The sequence below is a fragment of the Curtobacterium sp. NPDC098951 genome (genome assembly GCF_044759965.1).
Classification (GTDB): domain Bacteria; phylum Actinomycetota; class Actinomycetes; order Actinomycetales; family Microbacteriaceae; genus Curtobacterium.
Window position 1 is genome coordinate 910365 of sequence record NZ_JBIWAG010000001.1, and the last position, 24202, is coordinate 934566.

General features: G+C 72.1%; 19 protein-coding genes. 5 read left to right on the forward strand and 14 right to left on the reverse strand.

Translation table 11 applies throughout. The annotated features are described in order from the left end of the window. Positions 1–30: 30 nt before the first annotated feature. Positions 31–1194, reverse strand: a complete 1164-nt coding sequence (locus ACIQUC_RS04285; protein ID WP_402263610.1) for a cysteine desulfurase family protein — start codon at positions 1192–1194, stop codon at positions 31–33. Positions 1195–1253: 59 nt separating this feature from the next. Here ACIQUC_RS04285 and ACIQUC_RS04290 point away from each other — a divergent pair, with 59 nt between their 5' ends. From ACIQUC_RS04290 to glgB, 3 genes are all read left to right on the forward strand, one after another. Beyond that, a complete protein-coding gene (locus ACIQUC_RS04290; protein ID WP_402263613.1) occupies positions 1254–3284 on the forward strand; it encodes a glycogen debranching protein in 2031 nt (676 codons plus the stop codon). A gap of 142 nt (positions 3285–3426) precedes the next feature. After that, entirely contained in the window at positions 3427–5427 is a 2001-nt protein-coding gene (locus ACIQUC_RS04295) for a maltotransferase domain-containing protein (RefSeq protein WP_402263616.1), read from the forward strand. Positions 5428–6119: 692 nt separating this feature from the next. Then, the gene (glgB, locus tag ACIQUC_RS04300; RefSeq protein WP_402263845.1) at positions 6120–8264 is read left to right on the forward strand and encodes a 1,4-alpha-glucan branching protein GlgB; all 2145 of its coding nucleotides are present in this window, start codon (positions 6120–6122) and stop codon (positions 8262–8264) included. Between the two features lie 105 nt (positions 8265–8369). On the opposite strand, the gene ACIQUC_RS04305 is transcribed toward glgB, so the two are convergent. Further along, positions 8370–9383 (reverse strand): tetratricopeptide repeat protein, encoded by a 1014-nt coding sequence (locus tag ACIQUC_RS04305; RefSeq protein WP_402263619.1) that lies wholly within the window; start codon positions 9381–9383, stop codon positions 8370–8372. After that, positions 9380–11116 (reverse strand): hypothetical protein, encoded by a 1737-nt coding sequence (locus ACIQUC_RS04310; RefSeq protein ID WP_402263621.1) that lies wholly within the window; start codon positions 11114–11116, stop codon positions 9380–9382. Before ACIQUC_RS04310 ends, ACIQUC_RS04305 begins: the two co-directional genes overlap by 4 nt. A 186-nt stretch (positions 11117–11302) precedes the next feature. Between ACIQUC_RS04310 and ACIQUC_RS04315 the strand changes: the two genes are divergently transcribed. Then, positions 11303–13195 (forward strand): hypothetical protein, encoded by a 1893-nt coding sequence (locus ACIQUC_RS04315; protein ID WP_402263624.1) that lies wholly within the window; start codon positions 11303–11305, stop codon positions 13193–13195. A 134-nt stretch (positions 13196–13329) separates the two neighbouring features. Here ACIQUC_RS04315 and ACIQUC_RS04320 read toward each other — a convergent pair whose 3' ends face one another. The 10 genes from ACIQUC_RS04320 to ACIQUC_RS04365 form a co-directional block, all read right to left on the reverse strand. After that, positions 13330–14058 (reverse strand): alpha/beta hydrolase, encoded by a 729-nt coding sequence (locus tag ACIQUC_RS04320; protein WP_402263627.1) that lies wholly within the window; start codon positions 14056–14058, stop codon positions 13330–13332. After that, positions 14055–14360, reverse strand: a complete 306-nt coding sequence (locus tag ACIQUC_RS04325; protein WP_402263630.1) for a hypothetical protein — start codon at positions 14358–14360, stop codon at positions 14055–14057. The genes ACIQUC_RS04320 and ACIQUC_RS04325 overlap by 4 nt, the downstream gene beginning before the upstream one ends. A gap of 14 nt (positions 14361–14374) precedes the next feature. Continuing rightward, on the reverse strand, positions 14375–15358 hold the full coding sequence (locus ACIQUC_RS04330; protein WP_402263633.1) for a transglycosylase SLT domain-containing protein: 984 nt from the start codon (positions 15356–15358) through the stop codon (positions 14375–14377). 60 nt (positions 15359–15418) lie between these two features. Continuing rightward, complete coding sequence (locus tag ACIQUC_RS04335) at positions 15419–15967, reverse strand: DivIVA domain-containing protein (RefSeq protein ID WP_042723970.1); 549 nt, start codon at positions 15965–15967, stop codon at positions 15419–15421. A gap of 66 nt (positions 15968–16033) precedes the next feature. Beyond that, a complete protein-coding gene (locus tag ACIQUC_RS04340; protein WP_402263636.1) occupies positions 16034–17026 on the reverse strand; it encodes a phosphatidate cytidylyltransferase in 993 nt (330 codons plus the stop codon). Continuing rightward, positions 17026–17580, reverse strand: a complete 555-nt coding sequence (frr, locus tag ACIQUC_RS04345) for a ribosome recycling factor (RefSeq protein WP_022907889.1) — start codon at positions 17578–17580, stop codon at positions 17026–17028. The genes ACIQUC_RS04340 and frr overlap by 1 nt, the downstream gene beginning before the upstream one ends. A gap of 47 nt (positions 17581–17627) precedes the next feature. Then, the gene (gene pyrH, locus ACIQUC_RS04350; protein WP_022907890.1) at positions 17628–18347 is read right to left on the reverse strand and encodes a UMP kinase; all 720 of its coding nucleotides are present in this window, start codon (positions 18345–18347) and stop codon (positions 17628–17630) included. 153 nt (positions 18348–18500) lie between these two features. Continuing rightward, a complete protein-coding gene (tsf, locus tag ACIQUC_RS04355; RefSeq protein ID WP_402263641.1) occupies positions 18501–19328 on the reverse strand; it encodes a translation elongation factor Ts in 828 nt (275 codons plus the stop codon). Positions 19329–19409: 81 nt separating this feature from the next. After that, positions 19410–20357, reverse strand: a complete 948-nt coding sequence (gene rpsB / locus ACIQUC_RS04360; RefSeq protein ID WP_402263644.1) for a 30S ribosomal protein S2 — start codon at positions 20355–20357, stop codon at positions 19410–19412. A gap of 263 nt (positions 20358–20620) precedes the next feature. Next, on the reverse strand, positions 20621–22063 hold the full coding sequence (locus ACIQUC_RS04365) for a sugar porter family MFS transporter (protein ID WP_402263647.1): 1443 nt from the start codon (positions 22061–22063) through the stop codon (positions 20621–20623). A gap of 448 nt (positions 22064–22511) precedes the next feature. Between ACIQUC_RS04365 and ACIQUC_RS04370 the strand changes: the two genes are divergently transcribed. After that, the gene (locus ACIQUC_RS04370) at positions 22512–23111 is read left to right on the forward strand and encodes a M23 family metallopeptidase (RefSeq protein ID WP_402263649.1); all 600 of its coding nucleotides are present in this window, start codon (positions 22512–22514) and stop codon (positions 23109–23111) included. Between the two features lie 43 nt (positions 23112–23154). On the opposite strand, the gene ACIQUC_RS04375 is transcribed toward ACIQUC_RS04370, so the two are convergent. After that, positions 23155–24192, reverse strand: a complete 1038-nt coding sequence (locus ACIQUC_RS04375; RefSeq protein WP_402263652.1) for a tyrosine recombinase XerC — start codon at positions 24190–24192, stop codon at positions 23155–23157. Positions 24193–24202 lie beyond the last annotated feature (10 nt).

The window sequence follows — 24202 nt, forward strand, 5'->3', positions numbered from 1 at the left end:
GGGAGGCGCGGTGCGGCCCCGGCGGACCGGTCAGCGCCCCAGGAGCGGTTCCCTCGACGCCATCCCCGCGGCTCCGGCGCGCGCGACCGCGTCCGGCAGCGCGGCCAGGAACGCGTCGACGTCCGACCCGGTCGTGGTGTGCCCCAGCGTGATGCGGAGCGCACCCCGGGCGTCCTGCTCCGACAGCCCCATCGCGAGCAGGACGTGCGAGGCCTCGGGAACGCCGGCCTGGCACGCGGACCCGGTCGACACCGCGACACCGGCGGCGTCGAGCAGGAACAGCAGCGAGTCCCCCTCGCAGCCCGGGAACGTGAAGTGCGCGTTGCCGGGGAGCCGGTCGACCGGGTCCCCCATCAGCACCGCCGTGGGCACCGCTGCCCGCACGCCCGCGACGAGGCGGTCCCGCAGTGCCCGGACGTCCGCGTGCGGCATCGACGCCGCGACCCCGAAGGCCGCCGCCGCCGGCGCGTCCTGCGTCCCGCTCCGCACCTGGCGCTGCTGCCCGCCCCCGTGGATGAGCGGCTCGACGGTCGCACGACGGCCGAGCACGAGCGCGCCGATGCCGACCGGGCCGCCGATCTTGTGCGCGGAGACGCTCAGCGCGTCGAGCCCGGACGCCGCGAACGACACCGGGACCTGGCCGTAGGCCGCGACGGCGTCGCTGTGGACGGGCACGCCGGCGGCGTGCGCCAGCTCCACGATCCGCGACACCGGCGCGATCGTGCCGACCTCGTTGTTGGCCCACAGGAACGTGACCAGGGCGACGTCCGAGGCGTCGGCGAGCCGCGCCTCCAGGGCCGTCAGGTCGACGCGCCCCTGCACGTCCAACGGGACCACGTCGACGACCGCCCCCTCGTGCTGCTCCAGCCAGGCCACCGTGTCCACCGTCGCGTGGTGCTCCCCGCCGGGGACGACGATGCGCGGACGACGGCGGTCCTGCTGCCGCGCCCAGAACATGCCCTTCACCGCGAGGTTGATGCTCTCGGTGCCGCCCGAGGTGAAGACGACCTCGACCGGGTCGGCGTCGAGCGACGCCGCGACGGCGGCCCGGCCGTCCTCGAGCAGCATCTTCGCCCGCTGGCCCGCGCTGTGGATCGAGGACGGGTTGCCGACGGTGCCGAGCGCAGCGGTGAACGCGGCGAGCGCCTCCGGCAGGATCGGCGTCGTCGCGGCGTGGTCGAGGTAGACCGGCATCTGCACCCCTCTGAACGAGCGTTCCCAGGATACCCGCGCGCCCTCGTACCCTTGGGGGCATGCACGAGACGGCCATCGACGAGATCCCGGGGTTCCGGCTGGACGCCGACGTGCCGCGCTTCTCGGTGCGGTCCGCGACGGCGACGGCCGTGTCGGTCGTGGTCGACGGACGCGGGACGTTCCCGCTGACGCGGTCCGACGACGTCTGGGCCGGTGCCGTCCCCGGGGTCCGACCCGGTGACACGTACCACCTGCTCGTGGACGGTCCGAGCGGTGCCCGCGGCGGGTTCGACGCGACGCGTCCGCTGCTCGACCCGTACGCTCGCGGCGTCCTGCCGGGCGCGGCGTCCCGGTGGACGAGCGTGGTCGTCGACGACGCGTTCGACTGGGGCGGCGTGGTCAAGCCGACGACGCCGCTCGACCGCGCGGTCGTGTACGAGGCGAACGTCCGGACCCTGACGGCGTCGAACCCGCACGTGCCCGAGGACCTGCGCGGCACGTACGCCGGCATCGCCCACGAGAGCACCATCGCGCACCTGCACCGGATCGGCGTGACCACGCTCGAACTCCTGCCCGTGCACGCCTTCGACACCGAGCGGTGGCTGCGAGAGGCCCGGCGCGAGAACGCCTGGGGGTACAACACGCTGGGCTTCTTCGCCCCGCACGCCGCCCACGCCTCCCCCGCGGCCCGGGCCGAGGGGGCCACTGCGGTCCTCCGCGAGTTCAAGGGCATGGTGCGGCTCCTGCACGCGGCGGGGATCCAGGTCGTGCTCGACGTCGTCTACAACCACACCGCCGAGGAAGGCCTCGGCGGCCCGACCACCTCGCTCCGGGGCATCGACGGCGCGAACCGCTACCGGTGGGCGTCCGTCCCGCCGGGCGAACCCGACGCCTACTACGACACCACCGGGTGCGGGAACACCCTCGACACCTCGGTCGAGGCCACGGCGGACCTCGTCGTCGACAGCCTCGTGTACTGGGCGCGCGAGGTGCAGGTCGACGGGTTCCGCTTCGACCTGATGGCAGCCCTGGCGCGGAACGGCGACCACGTCTTCGACCCGGCGCACCCGCTGCTCGAGCGGATCCGGGACCACCCCGACCTGCAGGACACCCTGGTGATCGCCGAGCCGTGGGACGTCGGACCGGACGGGTGGCGGACCGGGTCGTTCGGGGCGCGCACGAGCGAGTGGAACGACGGCTTCCGGAACACCGTGCGGCAGTTCTGGCTCACCGACATCGCCGACGAACGCCGCCACGGCGCCCCCGCGACCGGCATCGGCGCGCTCGCCGGGGCCCTGACCGGCTCGCGCCACCTCTTCGACACGGCGCGCGGGCCGCTCGCCGGCGTCAACTTCGTCACCGCCCACGACGGCTTCACCCTGCTCGACCTGGTGTCGTACGACAGCAAGCACAACCACGCCAACGGCGAGGAGAACCGCGACGGCTCGAACGACAACCGGTCGTTCAACCACGGGATCGAGGGCGACACCGCCGACCGTGGCGTCCGTGCCGCCCGCGGCCGCTCGATGCGGAACCTCGTCGGCACGCTCATGCTCTCCGCCGGTGTGCCGATGCTCACCGCCGGCGACGAGCGGAGCCGCACCCAGCACGGCAACAACAACGCCTACGTGGTGTCCGAGGACCTCACTCCGGTCGACTGGTCGGACGACGAGGACGCCGAGGCGATGACCGACGCCGTCGCCGCGCTCGCCCGGCTCCGGTCCGCCCACCCCGCGCTGCGGCCCACACGGTTCGGCGTCGAGGGCCAGGAGACCCCCGGCGCGTCCCGGATGTCCTGGTACGGGCCGGACGGACAGCCGATGACCGTCGAGGGCTGGGACGAGCCGATCCACCGCGCCCTGCAGTACTTCGTCGAGTCGACACCGGAGCACGAGCCGTACGACCGGGTCCTCGTGGTCGTCCACGGCAGCGGGCGCACCCGCGACATCACGCTGCCGACGCGCGAGGACGTGGTCGGCTACCGGCTCGCGTGGTCGAGCGAGAAGCACCGCGACCACGAGCGGCTCCGGCCCGCCGGACAGGTGTTCACGGCCTACGGCCCCGGCATCCACGTGTTCGAGATCGCCTGACGGCAGGCCGTCCAGGAGGCGCGGGTCGGCTCCGGCACGACCCTCGCGCCGTGCCCCTCCACAGCGTCACGGCGCGCCCGGGTCTTCCACAGACGGCACGTTCCGGGGAACGCGGAGCCGCTCGCCGGGTAGCGTCGGCTCCGTGGCCACTGCAGACCGACCCCGCCGACCGAAGATCGGGCGCATCCCGATCACCGAACTCGCCCCCACCACGCCCAACGGGTTCCCCGGCAAGGCGTTCGACGGCGAGGTGATCACGTTCGGGGCGACCGTCTTCCGCGAAGGACACGGCGTCATCGGCGCCGACCTCGTCCTCGAACGTCCGGACGGCGGCACCAGGACCGTGCCGATGGTCCTCGTCGCACCGGGGACCGACCGCTACGAGGCGACCGTCCAGGTCGACCACACCGGCGTGTGGACGTGGCACGTCGAGTCCTACGCCGACGACTGGTCGTCCTGGGTGCACGGCGCCCGGCTGAAGATCGCCGCGGGCGTCGACACCGAGGCCACGCTGCTCGACGGTGCGGCCCTGCTCGACCGGCTCGCCGACGAGACCGACTCCCCCGCGGCCACCCGCGCGGCGGCCCGCGTCCGCGACACCGACCTCGACCCGGCCGAGCGCCTCGCCGCCGTCGACGACCCGCGCATCACCGGCGAGCTCGAGGAGGCACCGCTCACCTCGCTCCGCACCCACTCGCCGACGCAGCTGCTCGACGTCGAACGCACCCGTGCCGGCGTCGGCGCCTGGTACGAGTTCTTCCCCCGCAGCGAAGGGGCGAAGAAGAACCCCGACGGCTCCTGGAAGAGCGGCGACTTCCGCACCGCGGCACGCCGGCTCCCCGGCGTCGCCCGGATGGGGTTCGACGTGGTCTACCTCCCGCCGATCCACCCCATCGGGACGACCGCGCGCAAGGGCCCGAACAACACGCTCACCCCCGGCCCGCACGACCCCGGCAGCCCCTGGGCGATCGGCGGACCCGAGGGCGGCCACGACACCATCCACCCGGACCTCGGCACCGAGGACGACTTCCGCGACTTCGTCGAGACGGCGAAGAACACCGGGATGGAGGTCGCACTCGACTTCGCCCTGCAGTGCTCCCCCGACCACCCGTGGGTCACCGAGCACCCCGAGTGGTTCACGGTCCGGGCGGACGGCTCGATCGCCACGGCCGAGAACCCGCCGAAGCGCTACCAGGACATCTACCCGATCCAGTTCGACAGCGACCCGGACGGCATCGTGGCCGAGGTCCTGCGGGTCCTGCGCCACTGGATCGCCTTCGGCATCCGCATCTTCCGCGTCGACAACCCGCACACCAAGCCGCTCTGGTTCTGGGAACGCGTCATCCGCGAGATCCGCGACGAGCACCCCGAGACGGTGTTCCTGGCCGAGGCGTTCACGCGCCCGGCGATGATGCGGGCGCTCGCCGAGGTCGGGTTCCAGCAGTCGTACTCGTACTTCACGTGGCGGAACTCGAAGGACGAGATCGCCGACTACTTCACCGAGCTCTCGCACGAGACGAGCGCGTACCTGCGCCCGAACCTGTTCGTGAACACGCCGGACATCCTCACCGAGTACCTGCAGTTCGGCGGGCGCGCCGGCTACAAGATCCGTGCGGCCCTCGCGGCGACGGGTGCGCCCACGTGGGGCATGTACTCGGGCTACGAACTCTTCGAGGACGTCGCCCGCCCGGGCTCGGAAGAGAACATCGACAACGAGAAGTACGAGTACAAGCCCCGCGACTTCGCCCTCGCCGAGGCCGAGGGCGCGAGCCTCGCGCCGTACGTGACGATGCTCAACCGCTTCCGGCAGGCACACCCGGCGCTCCGGCAGCTCCGGAACCTGCACGTCCACGACGCAGAGGACCCGGCGATCGTCGTGTACTCGAAGCACCTGCCCGGGCGGTTCATCCGCTCCGGGCGCGACGACACCGTGATCGTCGTCGCGAACGTCGATCCCCACTCGGCCCGTGAGACCACGGTCCACCTCGACCTCGCCGCCCTCGGCCTCGACCCGGAGCAGGCGTTCGACGTCCGCGACGTCGTGACCGGGCAGCGCTGGGTCTGGGGGTCGTCGAACTACGTCCGCCTGGACGCGTTCCAGGAACCCGTGCACCTGCTCGTCGTGGAGGGACCCCACCGATGACCGACACCCACCCCGAGGACGACGCCCCGACGGCGGCGCCGAACGACCGCGGGCAGGGGCCGAGCGTGCCGCCGGTCCCGCCGCCCCCGCCGCCCGTGCTCCCGCGCCGCATGCCGGCCGACACACCCCGCCCGACGCACCCGGCGCAGCACGTCGCTCCCGAAGCCCCCAACGCGGCTGCCGGGCGCACCCCGACCCCGTCGGACCCGTCCGCTGCCGACGGCCCCCGCTACGAGCCGCGCGGCTCCGCTCCCGGCGAGGACCTGCCCGGCGCACCCCCGGCCCCGCGTGAGGCGCCGGACCGCGGGGTCCCGGAGTCCGCGACGCTCGCCGGACACGCATCGGACGCCGCCCACCCGCGGCACGTCACGGTCGAGGCCGTGGAACGGCTCGCGGCGGGCGGACCGGCCGAGCCGTCCGCGCCGTCCGACGATGCACCCGCGGCGGGCGCGCCGTCCGACGATGCACCCGCGGCGCCCGCGCCGTCCGCTCCGTCCGAGCCGTCGGACGACGCATCCGTGCCGGGCGTCGACGCCGCCGTGACCGCCGGCCCCGGTGACGGTGCCGACGCGCCCACCAGCGAGGGCGGCAGCCCGCTCGCCGCGACGCCGGCGACGACGGCGACGACCACCACGCCCGCGACGCCCGCGGCCGCGTCGACCGGTCCGCGCCCCGCGCCGGTCGAGGAGTGGCTGCGGCAGCAGGTCGCCGAGGCCCGCTGGTCCCAGCCGCACGACGTGCTCGGCCCGCACCCCGTCGACGGCGGCACGAGTGTCCGGGTCGTCCGGCACCTCGCCACGGCCGTCCGGATCGTCCGACCGGACGGTGACGACGTCGAACTCACGCACGAGGGCGACGGCCTGTGGGCCGGCGCGACCGTCGGCGAGCTCGGCCGGTACCGCGTCGAGGCCGACTACGACCCGGACCCGTCCGGCGACGGCGACGACATCACCTGGACGACGGACGACGCCTACCGCTTCCCGCCGACGATCGGTGAACTCGACCTGCACCTCTTCGGCGAGGGCCGCGACGAGCAGCTCTGGCACCACCTCGGCGCGCACGTCACCACGGTCGACGGTGTCGACGGCGTCTCGTTCACGCTGTGGGCACCCCGGGCGACCGCTGTCCGGGTGATCGGCGACTTCGAGGGCTGGGAAGGCCGCACCACCGCGATGCGCCGCCTCACCGACCTCGGGGTCTGGGAGCTGTTCTGGCCGGGCGCCCTCGTCGGGCAGCGCTACAAGTTCCAGCTCCTCACCGACTCGGGCTGGGTGGAGCGGGCGGACCCGTTCGCCCGACGCACCGAGGTGCCGCCGCTGACCGCCTCGGTGATCGACGAGGCACACCACGAGTGGTCCGAGGGCGACGCCCAGTGGATGGAGCACCGGGCACGGACGACCACGCACGACCGTCCGATGAGCGTCTACGAGGTCCACCTCGGCTCGTGGCGTCCCGGCCTGTCCTACCGCGAGGTCGCCGACCAGCTCATCGGCCACGTCCAGTACACCGGCTTCACGCACGTGCAGTTCCTGCCGCTCGCCGAGCACCCGTTCGGCGGTTCGTGGGGCTACCAGGTCACGGGCTACTACGCCCCGACGGCCCGGTTCGGCTCCCCCGACGACCTGCGGTACCTCGTCGACCGGCTGCACTCCGCCGGCATCGGCGTGATCATGGACTGGGTCCCCGGGCACTTCCCGAAGGACGAGTGGGCGCTGGCGAAGTTCGATGGACACGCGCTGTTCGAGCACCCGGACCCCCGACGTGGCGAGCAGCTCGACTGGGGCACGTACGTGTTCGACTTCGGGCAGCCGCAGGTCCGCAACTTCCTCGTCGCGAACGCGCTCTACTGGCTCGAGGAGTTCCACATCGACGGGCTCCGCGTGGACGCCGTCGCCTCGATGCTGTACCTCGACTACTCCCGGACGGAATGGCTGCCGAACATCCACGGCGGTCGCGAGAACCTCGAGGCGATCTCGTTCCTGCAGGAGACGAACGCCACCGCCTACAAGCGCTACCCAGGCATCGTGATGATCGCCGAGGAGAGCACCTCGTGGCCGGGCGTCACGCAGCCGACCGACGTCGGCGGGCTCGGGTTCGGCCAGAAGTGGAACATGGGCTGGATGCACGACACGCTGCAGTACATCGAGCGCGAGCCCGTGTACCGCAGCTACCACCACGACGAGATCACGTTCTCGTTCGTGTACGCGTTCAGCGAGCAGTTCACCCTGCCGATCAGTCACGACGAGGTCGTGCACGGCAAGGGGTCCCTGTACGGCAAGATGCCCGGCGACGAATGGCAGAAGCTCGCGAACGTCCGGGCGTACCTCGCGTTCATGTGGGCGCACCCCGGCAAGCAGCTGCTCTTCATGGGCCAGGAGTTCGCCCAGCCGTCCGAGTGGTCCGAGGCCCGCGGCCTCGACTGGTGGCTCCTCGACGACCCGGGTCACCGCGGTGTGCAGGACCTCGTGTCCGCGCTCAACCGGGTCTACCGCGAGACGCCGGCACTCTGGACGCACGACGCCACGGCGGACGGCTTCGAGTGGATCGAGGGCGGCGACGCACCCCACTCCACCCTCGGGTTCCTCCGCAAGGACGGCAACGACCGGCTCGCGGTCTTCGTGAACTTCTCCGGCGTGCCGGTGGAGCGTCGCTTCGGGTTGCCCGCCGCCGGGACGTGGCACGAGGTCCTCAACACCGACGCGGCCGAGTACGGCGGCTCCGGTGTGGGCAACCTCGGTGTGGTCACGGCCGAGGACACCCCGTGGGCGGGACGCCCCGCGTCCGCGCACCTCGTGGTGCCGCCGCTCGGGGCGGTCTGGCTGAAGCTCGCGCGGTAGTCGCACGCAGACGACGGACGGGAGGCGCGGTGCCGGCTGGCACCGCGCCTCCCGTCCGTCGTGTGGTGGCGTCCCGCCCGTGCGCCCTCGGCGACGGGCGAGCGGTCAGTACAGCGCGCTCGCCAGGCGTCGTCGGGCCGCGACGACACGCGGGTCCTCGGCGCCGATCAGCTCGAAGTACTCGACGAGCCGGACGCGCAGGGCCTCGCGGTCGTCGCCGAACACCGTCGGGACGAGGTCGAGCAGCCGCCCGAACGCGTCCTCGACGTGCCCACCGGAGACGTCGAGGTCCGCGACCGCGAGCTGCGCCGGGACGTCGGACGGCCCGGCGGCGGCAGCGGCACGGATGTCGTCGGCTGTTCGCCCGTCGAGCCGGTCGAGCAGCGAGACCTGCGCGAGACCCGCGACCGCCATCTGGTCGTGCGGGTCCTGCGCGATCGCGGTCTTGTACTCCTGGATCGCGGTGGCGAAGTCACCCTGCTCGATCGCGTCGTACGCCGCCTGGTGGTGCGGCGGGAGCGGCTCCGGCTCGGGTTCGCCCTGCTCCACGGTCTCGGTCGCCGGGGCACCGTCGACGTGCACGCGCCCGGAGACGCCGTTCTGCTCGGCGGCGGCGAGGACCTGCTCGTAGACGTCGCGGACCTGCGCCTCGGGGAGCGCGCCGACGAAGAGCCCGAGCGGGCGTCCACCGATGAGCGCGGCCACGGTCGGGATCGACTGCGCCTGGAACGCCTGCACGAGCTGCGGGTTCGTGTCGGCGTCCACCTTGGCGAGCAGCACACGGCCGTCGTACTCGGCGGTGAGCTGCTCGAGGATCGGCGAGAGCTGCTTGCACGGCCCGCACCACTCGGCCCAGATGTCGACGATCACCGGGACGATCGTGGACAGCTGCAGGACGTCCTGGAACGTCTGGTCGGTGACGTCGAGGACGAGCGACGGGACCGTCAGGTCCGCGCCGGTCTCGCTGTCGGCAGCGCCGTCGACGGCGGCACCGGGCCCGGTGCCCGCCGCACCGGAGGGAGCACCACCGGGCTGCGGGGGCCGCTGGGCGCGGTCCACCAGGGACGACAGGTCGACGGCTCCGCGGAGACCGGACGGGGTCGGGGGGACGTTGGTCATTGCACCTCACTCGCTGCTGTCAGGCCCTGCGTGAACCCGAGCAGGACCACCTTGTCATCGGTGCCCACCGGGGGCACGTAGAAGAGCAGCTGCACGCCGTAGGTGGCGCTGATGCCCTTCGTGCTGGAGTCGACGCCGGAGAGCGCCTTGACCGCGCCCTCGGTGTTGACCTCGGCTCCGGCGGCGGTCGGCGTGACCTTCTCGACCTCGTTCAGGTCGGCGGACACGAGCGCGCCGGCGCCGTCGGTCGCGATCGCCACCGCGCTGTCGTCGGGCACCTCGGACGAGTACTCGATCTTCGCGGTGTCCGGCAGCGACTCGGACTTCTTGTCCTTGTAGGCCTTGCCGATGGTCGACCGGAGGCCGTCGCCGTCGGACTGGAAGAGCGACGCGTACGAGCTGTCCGAGTCCTTCGACAGGATGTCGCCGTACGCGGTCGCGATCTCGTCCGGGGCGATCGAGAGCAGCTTCGTGTTCGACGCGAGCAGGGCGGCACCGATCGACGTGGGCGCGAGGCTCGGGATCTTCGCCGCGGCCTCGAGCGAGACGTCGTACGCGACCTTGTAGTCGTCGCGGGCGGAGTCCTGCACGAGCGTCAGCGCCTGGGGGGCCGACTTGGCGTCGCAGTCCTCGGCGACGACGGCGAACACCGTGCGCGGCCACGAATCGGTCTGCTGCGGCAGCGCCACGCACACCTGGCCGGCCGAGATCGCCGGCGGTGCGTCGACGTCCGCGTCCTTGCCGCGGATCGTGTAGTTCGCCTCGCGCAGGTCGAGGGCGGCGCCGGTGAAGCGCTCGGCCGCGATCTCGGCGTCACGGGCGTCGTCGGCCTTCTTCGCGACCTCGGCCACGCGCTGGACGATGCGCGTGATCTGCTGCTTCGTCGCGGCGGTCGGCTCGTTCTGCACGGCCGTGCCAGTCGCGGTCGCGGTCGGGGTCGGGGTGGCCGCCGACCCGCCCTGCGGCCAGTAGTCGGAGGAGCAGCCGGCGAGGCCGAGGGCGCCGACGAGCACCACCGGGACCGCCACCAGTGCGCGACGGCCGCGGCGACCGCGGACCGGAACCTGCGCGCCGGCTGCGGCGGCACGGCGGGAGGCCCGGACGCGCGGCGGACGGGATCCCCCGCTGCGTCGGCGCGGCCCACGACCACGACGCTGGTGCACGAAGGCCCAGACGAGCAGGACGATGCCGCCCACGAGGAAGACACCACCGGCCACGAGCAGCGGACCGACGCTCGGGGTCGCGGTGTCGCGGGGCCAGGTCACCGAGACGTCGCTCGGCGCCGCGTTCTCGCCGTCACCGACGATGATCACGCTGACGTCCTCGGGCAGGCGGACCGTGAACTGCCCGGCGCCGTCGTACTCCTGGTACCAGAGGTCGCTGCCGGCCGGGTCCGGTATGGAGTCCTCGGACCCGGTCGTGCGGCCGACGAGCTTCGCCTGCTCGGCGTCGAAGCGCATGGTGGTGTGCTTCGCGTCACCGATCCAGGCGTCCACGTCGCTCGTCTTGCCGTAGGCGGCGAAGACCGTGCCCGAGCCGGAGACGTTGATGCGCTGGTACCCGGGGTTGGCGTTGAGCGTCGAGCCCGGTATCACGGTGACCGGGGCGGAGCTCTTCGAGGACGATGCCGCGACGAGGGACGACGGTGGCTCGAACACGGTCCGCTGGCCGACCGCGAGGGCGACGAGCAGCAGACCGATGACGAAACTGACGATCGCCAGGACGAATCGCACGGATCTTCTCCCTACCGCGCCGGGGGTGGGGTGACGGCGCGCGAATCAGCGCTCCAGGATAGCGAGGGAGTCTGGACGGCGCATCCCCCGGCGCTGTCGGCGGTCACAGCCCGCCGTCCCCGCTCGCCACTACAATCGTGGCCGGGCCTTCCCTGTGCCCTCCGCCGAGCACCCAGGAGCGAACACGTGGCGAACGACGAGGCAGAGTTCGGGACCGAGCTGCGCGGGTACCGCCGCGAAGACGTGGACCGCTCGCTGAACGATCTGCGTCGCGAGCTCATCAAGTCGAACAACGACCGCGCGGACGCCGCGAAGGAGATCCGTCTCCTGCAGGCGCGCGTCTCCGAGCTGCAGGGCGAGCTCGACGAGGCCGGCACCCCCACCTACAGCGGACTCGGCACCCGCCTCGAGTCGACCCTCCGCGTCGCCGAGGAACAGTCCACCCGGCTCATCAGCCAGGCCGACATCGACGCGCAGCGACTGCGCGCCTCGAGCCGTGCCGAGGCCGACCGCACCCTGCGTGAAGCGCAGGACGAGGCCCGCGACACGCTCGAGGACGCCCGCACCCGCGCGACCAACGAGCTCACGCGTGCCCGGGCCGAGTCCGCCGACACCGTCGAGCGCGCCCGCGCCGAGGCCGGCCTCCTCACGCAGGACGCCCGCAACGAGGCCGCCGCCATCCGGGGCGCCGCCGTGACCGAGGCAGCCGAGGTCCGGTCCGTCGCCATCCGCGAGACCAACGCCCTTCGTGCCCGGGTCGAGCACGAGGTCGCCGAGCTCCGCGAGGTCACCCAGCGCGAGTCCGCCGAGGCACGACGGGCCGCCGCCGACCTCGACCGCGAGACCGAGCACCGCCGCAGTGTCTTCGAGGCCGACCACGCCCGACGCACCGAGGACCTCGACCGCGACGAGACCACCCGCCGTGACGCCCTCGAGCGCGAGGTCACCGAGGGCCGCGCCGCGTGGCACCGCGAGCGGGACGAGCAGCTCGCGGCGCACACGATCGAGCTCGAGACCGGCCGCGCCGACCTCGCCGCCGAGGTGGACCGCCGTCGCGCCGACCTGGACACCGAGCTCGGCGACCGCCGTCGCGTCCACGACGAGGAACTCGCCGCGGCCCGGGCCGAGTGGGACCGCGAACTCGCGTCCGCCCGCACCGCCCTCGAACAGGAGATCGAGGCCGCACGCGCCCAGCTCCGCGTCGACGAGGAGCAGACCCGCACCGAGAACGCCCGCCTCGTGCAGGAGACCGCTGACCGCATCGCCCGCGAACTCGACGAGCACGCGGCCCGCATCGAGCGTGAGCGCGCCGAGGCCGAGGCGACCGCGGAGCGCGCCGCCCGCGAGCACGAGAACGAACTCGCCGCCCGCCGCGAACGCGAGCACGCCGAGGTCGACACCGAGATCGCCGACCGCCGCACCGCCGAGCTCGACGCGCTCGAGGCCGAGCGCACGGCGCTCCGGCAGGAGATCGACACTGCCCGAGCCGACCTCGTCCGGGAGCGCGACGAGGTCCGTGCCGAGATCGCCCGCGAACGCGACGAGGCTCGCACGACCCTCGAGTCCGAGCTCACCGCCCGACGCGACGACGCCGAGCAGGACTACCTGCAGAAACACCACGACACCGTCACCGAGACGCAGAAGTACCTCGACGAGGCCAACCTGCAGCTCGCCGAGGCGACGCGTCGGGCGACCGAGGCCCGTGAGCGTGCCGAACGCCTCCAGCAGGAGGCCGACGACCTCGAGCGCTCCAGCACGTCGGACGCGCAGGAGCACGCGCGGACGATCGTCGCCGACGCACAGGACCGCGTGCACCAGATGATCGCGGATGCCGAGGAGCGCACGGCCGGCATCATCGCCGAGTCCGAGGACCGTCTCGCGGCGATCCGGACCGAGCGCGACGCGGTGGCCGGCTACCTCGAGAACCTGCGCGGCGTGCTCACGCACGCGACCGGCCTGCTCGGCACGGCGCCGTCGACAGACGGCGCGACGCCGGCCGAGATCGTCGTCGAGCCCGACGACGAGACGGTGCGCGACGACGAGACCGTCACCGACGACGAGGACGCGACCGCCCGCTGAACGCGACCCGTCCAGAAGGCGCGGGTCGCGCCTCCTGGACGGGCTCCCGTCGTCGACGCGCGGCGTCCAGGGCCGTGCAGCGCGGCGCTCGGTCGGTGAGCGGTGCGGTGCGGCGCTCAGTCGGTGGGCGTCGCTCAGTCGGTGACGTGCGTCGGCAGCGGGGCGCTGCCCGGCACGACGAGGTCCGCGACGGCGTCGAGCACGATCCGGACGTACTTCTCACCCACCCAGAGGTGCTTGGCACCGTCGACCGGCACGACGCGGACGTTCGGCGCGACGGCGAACCGGCGCTCCGCCTCGTCCGGCCGGAGGAAGTCGTCGTGCTCCGGCACGAGCGCGACGACGGGGACGGTGACGTCCGCCCAGCGGGCCAGTTCCTCGTCGGTCGTCCGGTGCAGGGGCGGCGAGAGCAGGACGACCCCGGCGACCCGGCCGGCCTCGACGTGCTCCAGCGCGTGCTTGAGGATCACCTCGGTGCCGAAGGACCACCCCACGAGCCACGGCGTCGGCAGCCCCCGGTCGACGACGTCGGTGACGGCCGCGCGCAGGTCGAAGCCCTCGGAGACACCGTCGCCGAACACGCCCTCGGACGTCCCGCGCGGCGAGGTCACCGACCGGAAGTTGAAGCGGAGCACCGCGATGTCCGCGAGTGCCGGCAGCCGCGCCGCCGCCTTCTTCAGCACGTGCGAGTCCATGAACCCGTGCGCGGTGGGCAGCGGGTGCAGGGTCACGATCGTGCCGCGCGCAGTGTGCTCCAGCGGCTCCGCCAGCTCGCCGACGAGCGTGAGGTGGTCGTCGGTGACGAGTTCGACGTCCGTGCGTCGTGCCGGCAGCTCGGTGTTCGAACGGATCTCGGTGCTCATGCGATGCTCCAGCAGTGGTTGTGCCAGTGACGGCGCGACGCGAGGTCGGCCTCGTCGCCGAGGACCCCGTCGGCACGCCAGACGACGACGTGCGCCACACCGGGCAGCACCGCGCCGCCACACCCCGGGCAGACGTACTCCTTCTGCGCCGACGCGGCCGAGACCGGCTGCACGAGGTACTCGCGACCCCGACGCACCTCGGTGCGCTTCCACGAGCTCATCATCCGGTCGAGACCGGTGGGCTCGTCGTCGTGCTCAGGCCCGCGCCCCCGTGGGCGTCGCGGCCGGTTGCTCCGCGGCACCTGCGTTCAGCCGATCAGTACCAGTTGTTCGCGACGCTGTGGCCCCACGCACCGCACGGCGTGCCGTAGACGCCGGAGATGTAGTTGAGACCCCAGGTGATCTGCGTCGCCGGGTTGGTCTGCCAGTCGGCGCCGGCCGAGGCCATCTTGCTGCCCGGGAGCGCCTGCGGGATGCCGTAGGCACCGCTCGGGTTGTAGGCGTTGACGCGCCAGCCCGATTCCTTGTTCCACAGCGACACGAGGCAGTTGTACTGGTCGGTCCCCCAGCCACGAGCGGCCACCATCTGCTGCGCGATGGCCTGGGCGCTGCCCGGGTCCGGCGTCGCAGCGGTCGCCGCGAGCGTGTTCTCGGCGCTCACCGAGGCGGTGGAGTCGGTGGCAGTGTCGGACTCGGTTGTGTCCGTCTCGGTCTTCGGCTTCTCGACGACCTTGGGCTTCGGCAGGGTGACGCCGTACCCGTCGCGGGAGACGTCGAACGCGGCGTAGGTGCCGTGGGCGGTGAACTCCTGCGGCGCCGCCGGCGCCTTGACCAGCACCGGTGCGGACACGGCTGCCTGCGCCACGTCGGGCTGGAGCGGGTTGAACAGCGAGCCGACGACGATGCCGGACACCGCGAAGAAGGACAGCACCGGCACGGTCGCACGCTTGCGCATGAACGTGTTCACGCTCTGCGGCGACGACGGCTTCGTCGGGGCCGCCACGGCGCGGGCACGGCGCTGCGTGACGATGCGCGGGTCGGCCGGGGTGGCGGGCACGGCACGCACGGCCGAGGCCTGGGCGTCGGTGGTGTCCGACACGCGGTTCGCTGCGACCGACCTGGGGGCGACGACCGGAGTGGTCGGCACCGATGCCGTGACCACCGTCGGGTTCGCCGGGAGGACCGAGTTCTCCGCCGTGCGGGTTCGGTTCAGTGCCGCGCGGCGCTCACCGGCGGCCGTGAGGCCGAGGTGCTCGCGGGTATCGCGGTCGGAGCTGATGTCTGCCGTGTGCCTGCCCATGAGTTCGACCAGGATAACGGAACGATCACGGAAAGCGAAGCACCCGCGGTCAGCGCGTCGTCAGCGGACAGCGAGCATGACCTCGACGACGGCGTCGAGCAGGGCGTCGACCTGGGCTTCGCGGTAGCCACCGTGCTTCGGGCGGAAGACGATCGAGCGCACCTCGGTCAGGCTGAGCGGCTTGCCGTCGCGGAAGTAGCCCTCGAGCCGCGTCGCGAACGCGTCGACGTCCTTCGGGTGGTACCCGGTGCCGAGGAAGCTCACCCGGCCGAACCGCTGGCCGTCCGGACGCTCCAACCGGGCGACGACGTCGGAGGCCTTCGACCGCGCCTCGGCGTACCAGGCCTTCTGCCCGATCTCCGCGATCTCCCGCTCGCGCTCGCGGGCTGCGAAGGCGTCCTCGAGCCGCTCGAGCGCCGCGTCGACGTGCGCGGTCGAGTAGCCGCCCTTGCGCATCGAGAAGGCCGTCGCGCGGATCTTCGCTGCCTCGATCGCCGGAGCGGTGTCGTTGGCCGTGTAGGCACGACGGGCGTCCTCGAGGAAACGCTCGACCTCGTCGACGTCGTATCCGAGGGCGGAGCGGTCTGCGTTCGGGAAGGTGGTGGCCACGGCGACATTCTGCCAGGACCGGACCATGGTGTGTCCTGGACGCGCTGGGGCCGGACCCGAGACCGTTCAGTGGTTGACGACGAGGTACAGCACGTAGGCGACGGCGGCCGACGGCAGGATGCTGTCGATCCGGTCGAGGAGCCCGCCGTGGCCGGGCAGGAACGACGAGATGTCCTTGATGCCGAGGTCGCGCTTGATCATCGACTCGGTGAGGTCGCCGAGCGTGGCGGACCCGGAGATGAGCACGCCGAGGATGACGCCCGACCACCACGGCAGACCGAGCATGAGCCACGAGACGATGATGCCGACGACGATGCTCGCCGCGACGGACCCGGCGAAGCCCTCCCACGTCTTCTTCGGGCTGATCCGGGGCGCCATCGGGTGCTTGCCGAGGTTGAGCCCGGTGGCGTAGGCGCCGGTGTCCACCGCGACCACGACGAGGATGAACGCGATCACCCAGAACTGGCCGTCGGGCTGGGCGGCCAGCAGGACGACGCACGCGCCGAGCAGGGTGATGTACGCCTGCACGAACAACCCGTTCGTGAGGTCGCGCGTGACGTTGCCGGCCGAGGGCTTGTCCCGCGTGACGACGACCTCGACGAGGCGCCACAGGATGATGAGGACGATGCCCCCGAGCAGCGTGAACAGCGCCGGGATCTGACCACCGAGGAACGCCGCGGGGACGGCCGCCACGCTCACGAGCACGCTCGGGATGCGCGGGACGTCGCGTCCGGCGAAGCGCATGGCGCTGGCGAGCTCGTACACGCCGACGCCGAGCAGGAACGCCGCGACGACCATGAACGACGGCTTCCAGATGAGCAACGACCCGAGCATCACGACCGCGAAGGCGAGGGCGATCCCGATCGCGGCCGGGAGGTTCCGCCCGGTCCGCGCCGTCAGGGCCTCGTTGCGGACGCCGAAGTCGGCCTTCCGCTGCCGGAGCTGGGCCTCGAAGTCGGTGCGCGCAGCGCGTGCGCGCGCATCGAAGTCCTGACGCAGCCCCTTGGCGGAACGCTTCTCTGCTGTGGGGCGGTCACCGCCCTGGTCCGGACGACGCATCAGACCTCGAGGAGTTCGGCTTCCTTCTTCTTCAGCGAGTCGTCGATCTGGTCGACGTGCTTCTTGGTCAGGGCCTCGAGGTCCTTGTCGCCACGGGAGATCTCGTCGTCCGAGATCTCGCCCTTCAGCGCGTCGAGGTCGTCCTTGGCCTTGCGGCGGATGTTGCGGATGACGACCTTGTGGTCCTCGCCCTTGCCGCGCACGAGCTTCACGAACTCCTTGCGGCGGTCCTGGGTGAGCTCCGGGATGGTGACGCGGACGATGTCCCCGTCGTTGGTCGGGCTCGCACCGAGGTTCGGGAACGTCGCGATGGCGCGCTCGATCTCCTTGAGTGCGGACTTGTCGTACGGCGTCACGATGAGCGTGCGCGCCTCGGGCGTCTGCAGGGACGCCAGCTGCGCGAGCGGCGTCGGCGTGCCGTAGTAGTCGACCGGGATCTTCTGGAAGAGCGCCGCGTTGATGCGGCCGGTGCGGACGGTCGAGAAGTCGTCCTTGGCGACCTCGACCGCCTTCGCCATCTTCTCGGTGGCTTCGGTCAGGACATCACTGATCACGGTGTTACTCCTTCGGTACTGGCGTCGAGTCTAGTCAGCGGACGGGGTCAGTTGCTGACCACCGTGCCGATGCGCTCGCCCCGGATGGCCGCTGCGACGTTGCCGTCGCCCTCCATGCCGAAGACGTGCATCGGCATGCCGTTGTCCATGCAGAGCGAGAACGCGGTCGCGTCGACGACCTTGAGCCCCTTGAGGAGAGCGTCCTGGTAGGTGACGTGGTGGAGCTTCTCGGCCGTGGCGTCCTTCTTCGGGTCGGCCGTGTAGACGCCGTCGACGCCGTTCTTGGCGACGAGGACCTCCTGCGCGTCGATCTCGAGGGCACGCTGGGCCGCGACCGTGTCGGTCGAGAAGTACGGGAGCCCCGCGCCGGCACCGAAGATCACGATGCGTCCCTTCTCGAGGTGGCGCTCGGCCCGCCGCGGGATGTACGGCTCGGCCACCTGGGTCATGCTGATCGCCGACTGCACGCGCGTGGCGGCACCGGCCTGCTCGAGGAAGTCCTGCAGCGCCAGCGCGTTCATGACCGTCCCGAGCATGCCCATGTAGTCAGCGCGCCCGCGGTCCATGCCGCGCTGGGAGAGCTCCGCGCCGCGGAAGAAGTTGCCGCCGCCGACGACGATCGCGACCTCGACGTCCTGCGCGGCGACCGCGATCTCCTTCGCGATCGTGCTGATGACGTCCGGGTTCACGCCGAGCGAACCGGCACCGAACGCCTCCCCCGACAGCTTCAGCAGGACCCGGCGGCGGCCGGTCTTCTCGTTCGTCATGTGGTCGCACCCTTCGTCGAATGTCTCGTGGGAATCTACCCGGCCGCAGCCGGTCCGGCGGGGGCAGGTCGTGCCTCCCGACGGGGTCCGCGCGTGTCGGCGCGCGAAAACGGGGCCCGGAACCTGGTGGTTCCGAGCCCCGTCACGGGTTCGTTACGCGCCGACCTTGACGCGGGCGAAGCCCTGGATCGTGATGCCGGCGTTCTCGGCGGCCTTCGCGACGGAGATCTTGTTGTCCTTCGCGTAGTCCTGGTCGAGGAGCGACACCTGCTTGATGTAGGCGTTGACGCGACCCTCGACGATCTTCGGGAGGGCGGCCTCGGGCTTGCCCTCTTCGCGCGTGATCGCCTCGACGGTGGCGCGCTCCTTCTCGATGGCCTCGGCCGGGACGTCCGCGCGCGTGAGGTACGAGGGGTTCGCGAACGCGACGTGCTGCGCGATGGAACGGGCCTCGGCCGCGTCGGAGCCCGAGTAGGCGATGACGACGGCGATCTGCGGGGGCAGGTCCTGGCTGGTCTTGTGCAGGTAGACCTCGAACGCGTCGCCCTCGACACGGGTGACCGTGCGGAGCGCGAGCTTCTCGCCCAGTGCGGCGGCAGCCTCGTCGATCGCCTCGGCGACCGTCTTGCCGTCGAGCGGCGCGGCGTTCCCGGCCTCGACGTCGGCGGCACCGGCGGCGGCGACCGCGGCGACGACCTTGTCGGCGAGCGTGGTGAACTTCTCGTTCTTCGCGACGAAGTCGGTCTCGCTCGCGAGCTCGACGACGGTCGCGGCGCCACCGTCGGTCGACGCGACGACGACACCCTCGGAGGTCGCACGGTCGTCGCGCTTGGCGACGGCCTTCGCGCCCTTGATGCGGAGGAGCTCGACGGCCTTGTCGTAGTCGCCGTCGGCCTCGACGAGCGCGTTCTTCGCGTCCATCATGCCGGCCCCGAGGTCCTCGCGGAGCTTCTTCACGTCAGCAAGGCTGTAGTTGGCCATTGACTGGAGTCCTTTCTGGACTGTGCGGTAGTGGAGAGTGGAGCAGGGGCGCCGGACCGACCGGCCCGGCGCCCCCGATCGTCACTCGGCGGGGGTGGTCTCCGCAGCGGCCTCGGCCTCGGCCGTCGGCTCCGCGTTCTTCGCGTCGTCGGCGATCGGCTCGCCGATCTCCTTCGCGGCGACCTGCGCGTCAGCGTCGTTCTCTTCGACAGTGCTGCCCTCGACCGGGGTCTCGGTCGCGGCGGACGTCTCGGTCGCGGCCGGTGTCGCGGTCTCGCCACCGAGGAGCTCCTGCTCCCACTCGGCGAGGGGCTCTGCGGCAGCCTCGTCGTCGCCACCGTTGTGGCGGGTCTTCAGGCCCTCGGCCGCGGCGTCGGCGACGATGCGGGTGAGGAGGCCGACGGAGCGGATCGCGTCGTCGTTGCCCGGGATCGGGTAGGTGATCTCGTCCGGGTCGCAGTTGGTGTCGAGGATGCCGATGATCGGGATACCGAGCTTCTGCGCCTCGTCGACCGCGAGGTGCTCCTTCTTGGTGTCGACGATCCAGAGCGCGCTCGGGGTCCGCGTGAGGTTGCGGATACCACCGAGGGTCTTGTGGAGCTTGTCCAGCTCGCGCTTCTTGATGAGGAGCTCCTTCTTGGTGAAGCCCTTCGTGGTGTCGTCGAAGTCGATCTCCTCGAGCTCCTTCATGCGCGCGAGGCGCTTGGAGACCGTCTGGAAGTTCGTGAGCAGACCGCCGAGCCAACGCTGGTTGACGTACGGCTGGCCGACGCGGGTCGCCTGCTCGGCGATGGAGCCCTGGGCCTGCTTCTTGGTGCCGACGAAGAGGATCGTCCCACCGTGCGCGACCGTCTCCTTGACGAAGTCGTACGCGCGGTCGATGAAGGCCAGCGACTGCTGCAGGTCGATGATGTGGATGCCGGAGCGCTCGGCGAGGATGAATCGCTTCACCTTCGGGTTCCACCGACGGGTCTGGTGTCCGAAGTGAACGCCGCTGTCGAGCAGCTGGCGGATGGTGACGACGGCCATGCCGTCCCTCCTTGTTCTCGGCACGCGGCTGTTGAGCCGCGTACACGGTTGCGGTTGTGTCGGTCACGACCGGTGGTCGTGGCCCCTGGTGCCCCACCCCGGACGGCCGCCCGCTCGCGAGAGCAGGACCGGTGGCCGTGGAGTGCGTGTGGACACGCGAAGTCAGCGCGCTCAGCGCGCTGCTGGATAGATGCTAACAGACGTCAGGCGCGGTGCGGGACGGACCCGCACCGCGCCTCCTGGACGGTGGTGACGCTGGTGCGTCAGGCCTTGGCGTCGACCGTGTCGCCCTCGGCGGTGATGCCCATCTCCTCGAGCGAGCGGCCCTTGGTCTCCGGGATCTTCGCGATGACGAAGAACAGGGAGAGCAGGGCGAACAGGGCGTAGATGCCGTAGGTCACGGTCAGGTTGAAGCCGGACAGGACCGGGAACGTGATGGTGACGAGGAAGTTCGCGATCCAGTTCGCCGCGGACCCGACGCCGAGCGCCGTCGCACGGATGCGGTTCGGGAACATCTCACCCAGCAGGACCCACATGAGCGGACCCCAGGTGGCGCCGAAGGACACGACGAAGAGGTTCGCGAAGATCAGCGCGATGACGCCCCACGCGCCGGGCAGGTTCGGCTCACCGTCCACGATCGTCGCCTGCGAGAACGCGATCGCGACCATCAGCAGCGACACGAACATGCCCGTCGACCCGGCGATGAGGAGCGGCTTCCGGCCGAGCTTGTCGACCGTGAAGATGGCGATGAAGGTGACGGCGACGTTCACGACCGAGGTGATGGTCGAGATGAGGAAGGACTGGTCCTCCTTGAAGCCGACCGCCTGCCAGAGCGTCGTCGAGTAGTAGAAGATCACGTTGATGCCGACGAACTGCTGCAGCACCGCGAGGATGATGCCGACCCAGACGATCGGCTGGAGCCCGAAGCGGTTGCCCCGGATGGAGCCCTTCTTCTCGCTGGCCTCCTTCTTGATGCCGTCCTGGATCTCCTCGAGGCTGGTGTTCACCGTGTCGCGCGGCACGATCTTGCCCATCACCGCACGCGCGTCGTCGGTCCGACCGTTGGCGAGGAGGAAGCGCGGCGACTCCGGGAGCGTGATCGCGAGGATGCCGTAGACGACCGACGGGACGACGCCGACGAGGAACATCCAGCGCCACGCGGCCAGGCCGAGCACCTGCTCGGACGCGCCGCCGGCGGTCACCGCGAAGATCTGGTCGGACAGGAGCGCGGCGAAGATGCCGAGCGTGATGGCGAGCTGCTGGAACGAGGCCAGGCGACCACGGATGGCCTTCGGCGAGACCTCGGAGATGTACGCCGGGGCGATGACCGACGCGGTGCCGATGCCGAGGCCGCCGACGAGGCGCCAGATCACGAGGTCCCACGTGGCGAAGGCGAACGCGCTGCCGATCGAGCTCACGAAGAACAGGACGGCGGCCCAGAACATCACCCGGGTGCGGCCCCAGCGGTCCGCGAGGCGGCCGGCGAAGTACGCGCCGAACGCGCAACCGATGAGGGCGGAGGCGACCGCGAAGCCGCTGGCGGCCTCGGACAGGCCGAACTCGCCCTTGATGGCCTCGACCGCCCCGTTGATGACGGACGAGTCGAATCCGAAGAGGAAGCCGCCGACCGCTGCCGCGATGGCGAACAGCGTGACCTTCCCCTTGAACGCACGGTCTTCGCCGTGCTGCGTGGTCGCGTTCGACACGATGCTCCAGGTTCCCTGCCGCCGTGCGGGATGCTGCACGGTGCCCCGGCGGTCGGCTGGTTCGCCGTCCGAGCGGCGTTGCGTGTTCCGGAGCGGCCCCGACTGTACTCCGGGATCGGGCGCCGGGGCCAACCGGCGCGGGGCGGGGCGCGTCGGCCGCGCGGGCGGGGCGCCGGGCGCGGGGGCGGGGCGCGTCGGCCGCGGGGGCGGGGCCTACTCGGAACGACATGGTCGACGTCGTACGACAGCGGTGATGTCGTCACCGCGCGCGTGCAACCGTTGCGCCCGCCGGGTTGCGACAGGGTCGACGTCGTTCGACAGCGACGACGTCGCTCGTTGCACGCGCGTCGGTCGCGCTGCGCCTCCACAGGCCAGGAGGCGCGGCTCGTCCTCCACAGATCTGCCCACCGCCGGCACGCGACGCGTCCACCGCCGGGAGGCTGTCCCCATGCCGTTCCGTCACGCAGGCCCCGCGATGGCTGCCCTCGCGTTGCTGGTCGCCTCGGTGCCCGCGGGTGGCCCGTGGGTGACCGGGTCGCCCCGAGCCGACGCCACCTCGCTCGTCACCGGCCGCGGCGCCGATGCGACCGGGGCGTCTCGTGGCGATGCCGACCACCTGACGTCGGACGCACCGTGGGTGTGGCCGACGGGGAGCCGCGTCGTCGAGCGTCCGTGGGAGGCCCCGACCGACGACTACGCCGCGGGGCACCGCGGCATCGACGTCGGAGCGGCGCTCGGGACGGCCGTCGTCGCGGTGGACGACGGCACGGTGACGTTCGCCGGGCAGGTCGCCGGCCGTGGGGTCGTCACGATCGACCACGGCGGCGGCCTCCGCAGCACGGTGGACTCGGTCGCGCCGACGGTCAGGACGGGCGACGTCGTGGGACGGGGCGACCCGCTCGGGACGGTGTCGGTCGGGCACTGTCCGGCGGCGGGCCCCTGCCTGCACCTCGGCGCACGGCTCGACGACCGGTACGTGGACCCGACGCCGTACCTGCCCGCGGCGGCGTGGCCGGTGCTGTTGCCCGAGTCCGACTGGACGGGGTGACGACCGGGGGCGCGGACCCGACGGCGCCCGCGAACGTCGACGGTCAGGCGCGGGGGTGGGCCGTCCGGTAGACCTCGCGCAGCCGTGCGGAGGAGACGTGCGTGTAGATCTGGGTCGTCCCGAGGCTCGCGTGCCCCAGCAGTTCCTGCACGGCACGGAGGTCCGCTCCCCCGTCGAGCAGGTGCGTGGCCGCGGTGTGCCGGAAGGTGTGCGGCCCGCTGGGTCCCTCGCCCGGGAGGTCCTGCAGCAGCCGGGCGACGATCCGGTAGGCACCACGGACCCCGAGTCGGCCGCCGCGGTCGCCGAGGAACAGCGCCTCGGTGGGCGAGGAGGTGCCGCGCGCCCCGGTGCGCGACCCGGTCGCCTTCCCCGCGGTCGCCGCGCCGTGGCCGTGGCCGTGGCCGGCCGCGGCGTCGACCAGGGAGGCGTCCTGCGCCAGGGCCTTCGCCGCCAGCACCGGTCGACCGCGGTCGAGCCAGGCCTCGAGCGCGTCACGCGCCGGGACACCGAACGGGACGACGCGCTCCTTCCCACCCTTGCCGAGGACCCGGACCGTCAGCCGGCCGCGGTCGAGGTCGCGCACGTCGATGCCGACGAGTTCGCTGACGCGGATGCCCGCGGCGTAGAGGAGCTCCACCACCGCGAGGTCGCGGAGGGCTGCCGGATCGTCGGTCGCGGCACGGTCCGCCAGCCCGTCGAGCATCGAGCGGACCTGGTCGGACGACACCACCCGCGGGAGGTGCGATGCCCCCTTCGGTGCCCGCAGCCGCACGCCCGGGTCGTTCGTGATCGCCCCGGACTCGCTCGCCCACCGGGTGAACGCCCGGACCGACGAGGACCGGCGCGCGATGGTGGACCGGGCCAGCCCACGGTGGTCGGCGTCCCACAGCCAGTCGCGGAGGAGCTCGAGCTCCACGTCGGCCAGCCGCTCCACCCCGTGCGACGCCGCGAACGCGACGAGCTGGTCGAGGTCGTTGGCGTAGGCGCGGAGGGTCTGCTCGCTGAGCCCTCGGGCATGGCGGGCATGGCCGAGGAACGCGTGCACCGCCGCCTCGAGTCGCTCCTGACTGCCATCGGTCACGCAGCCAGCG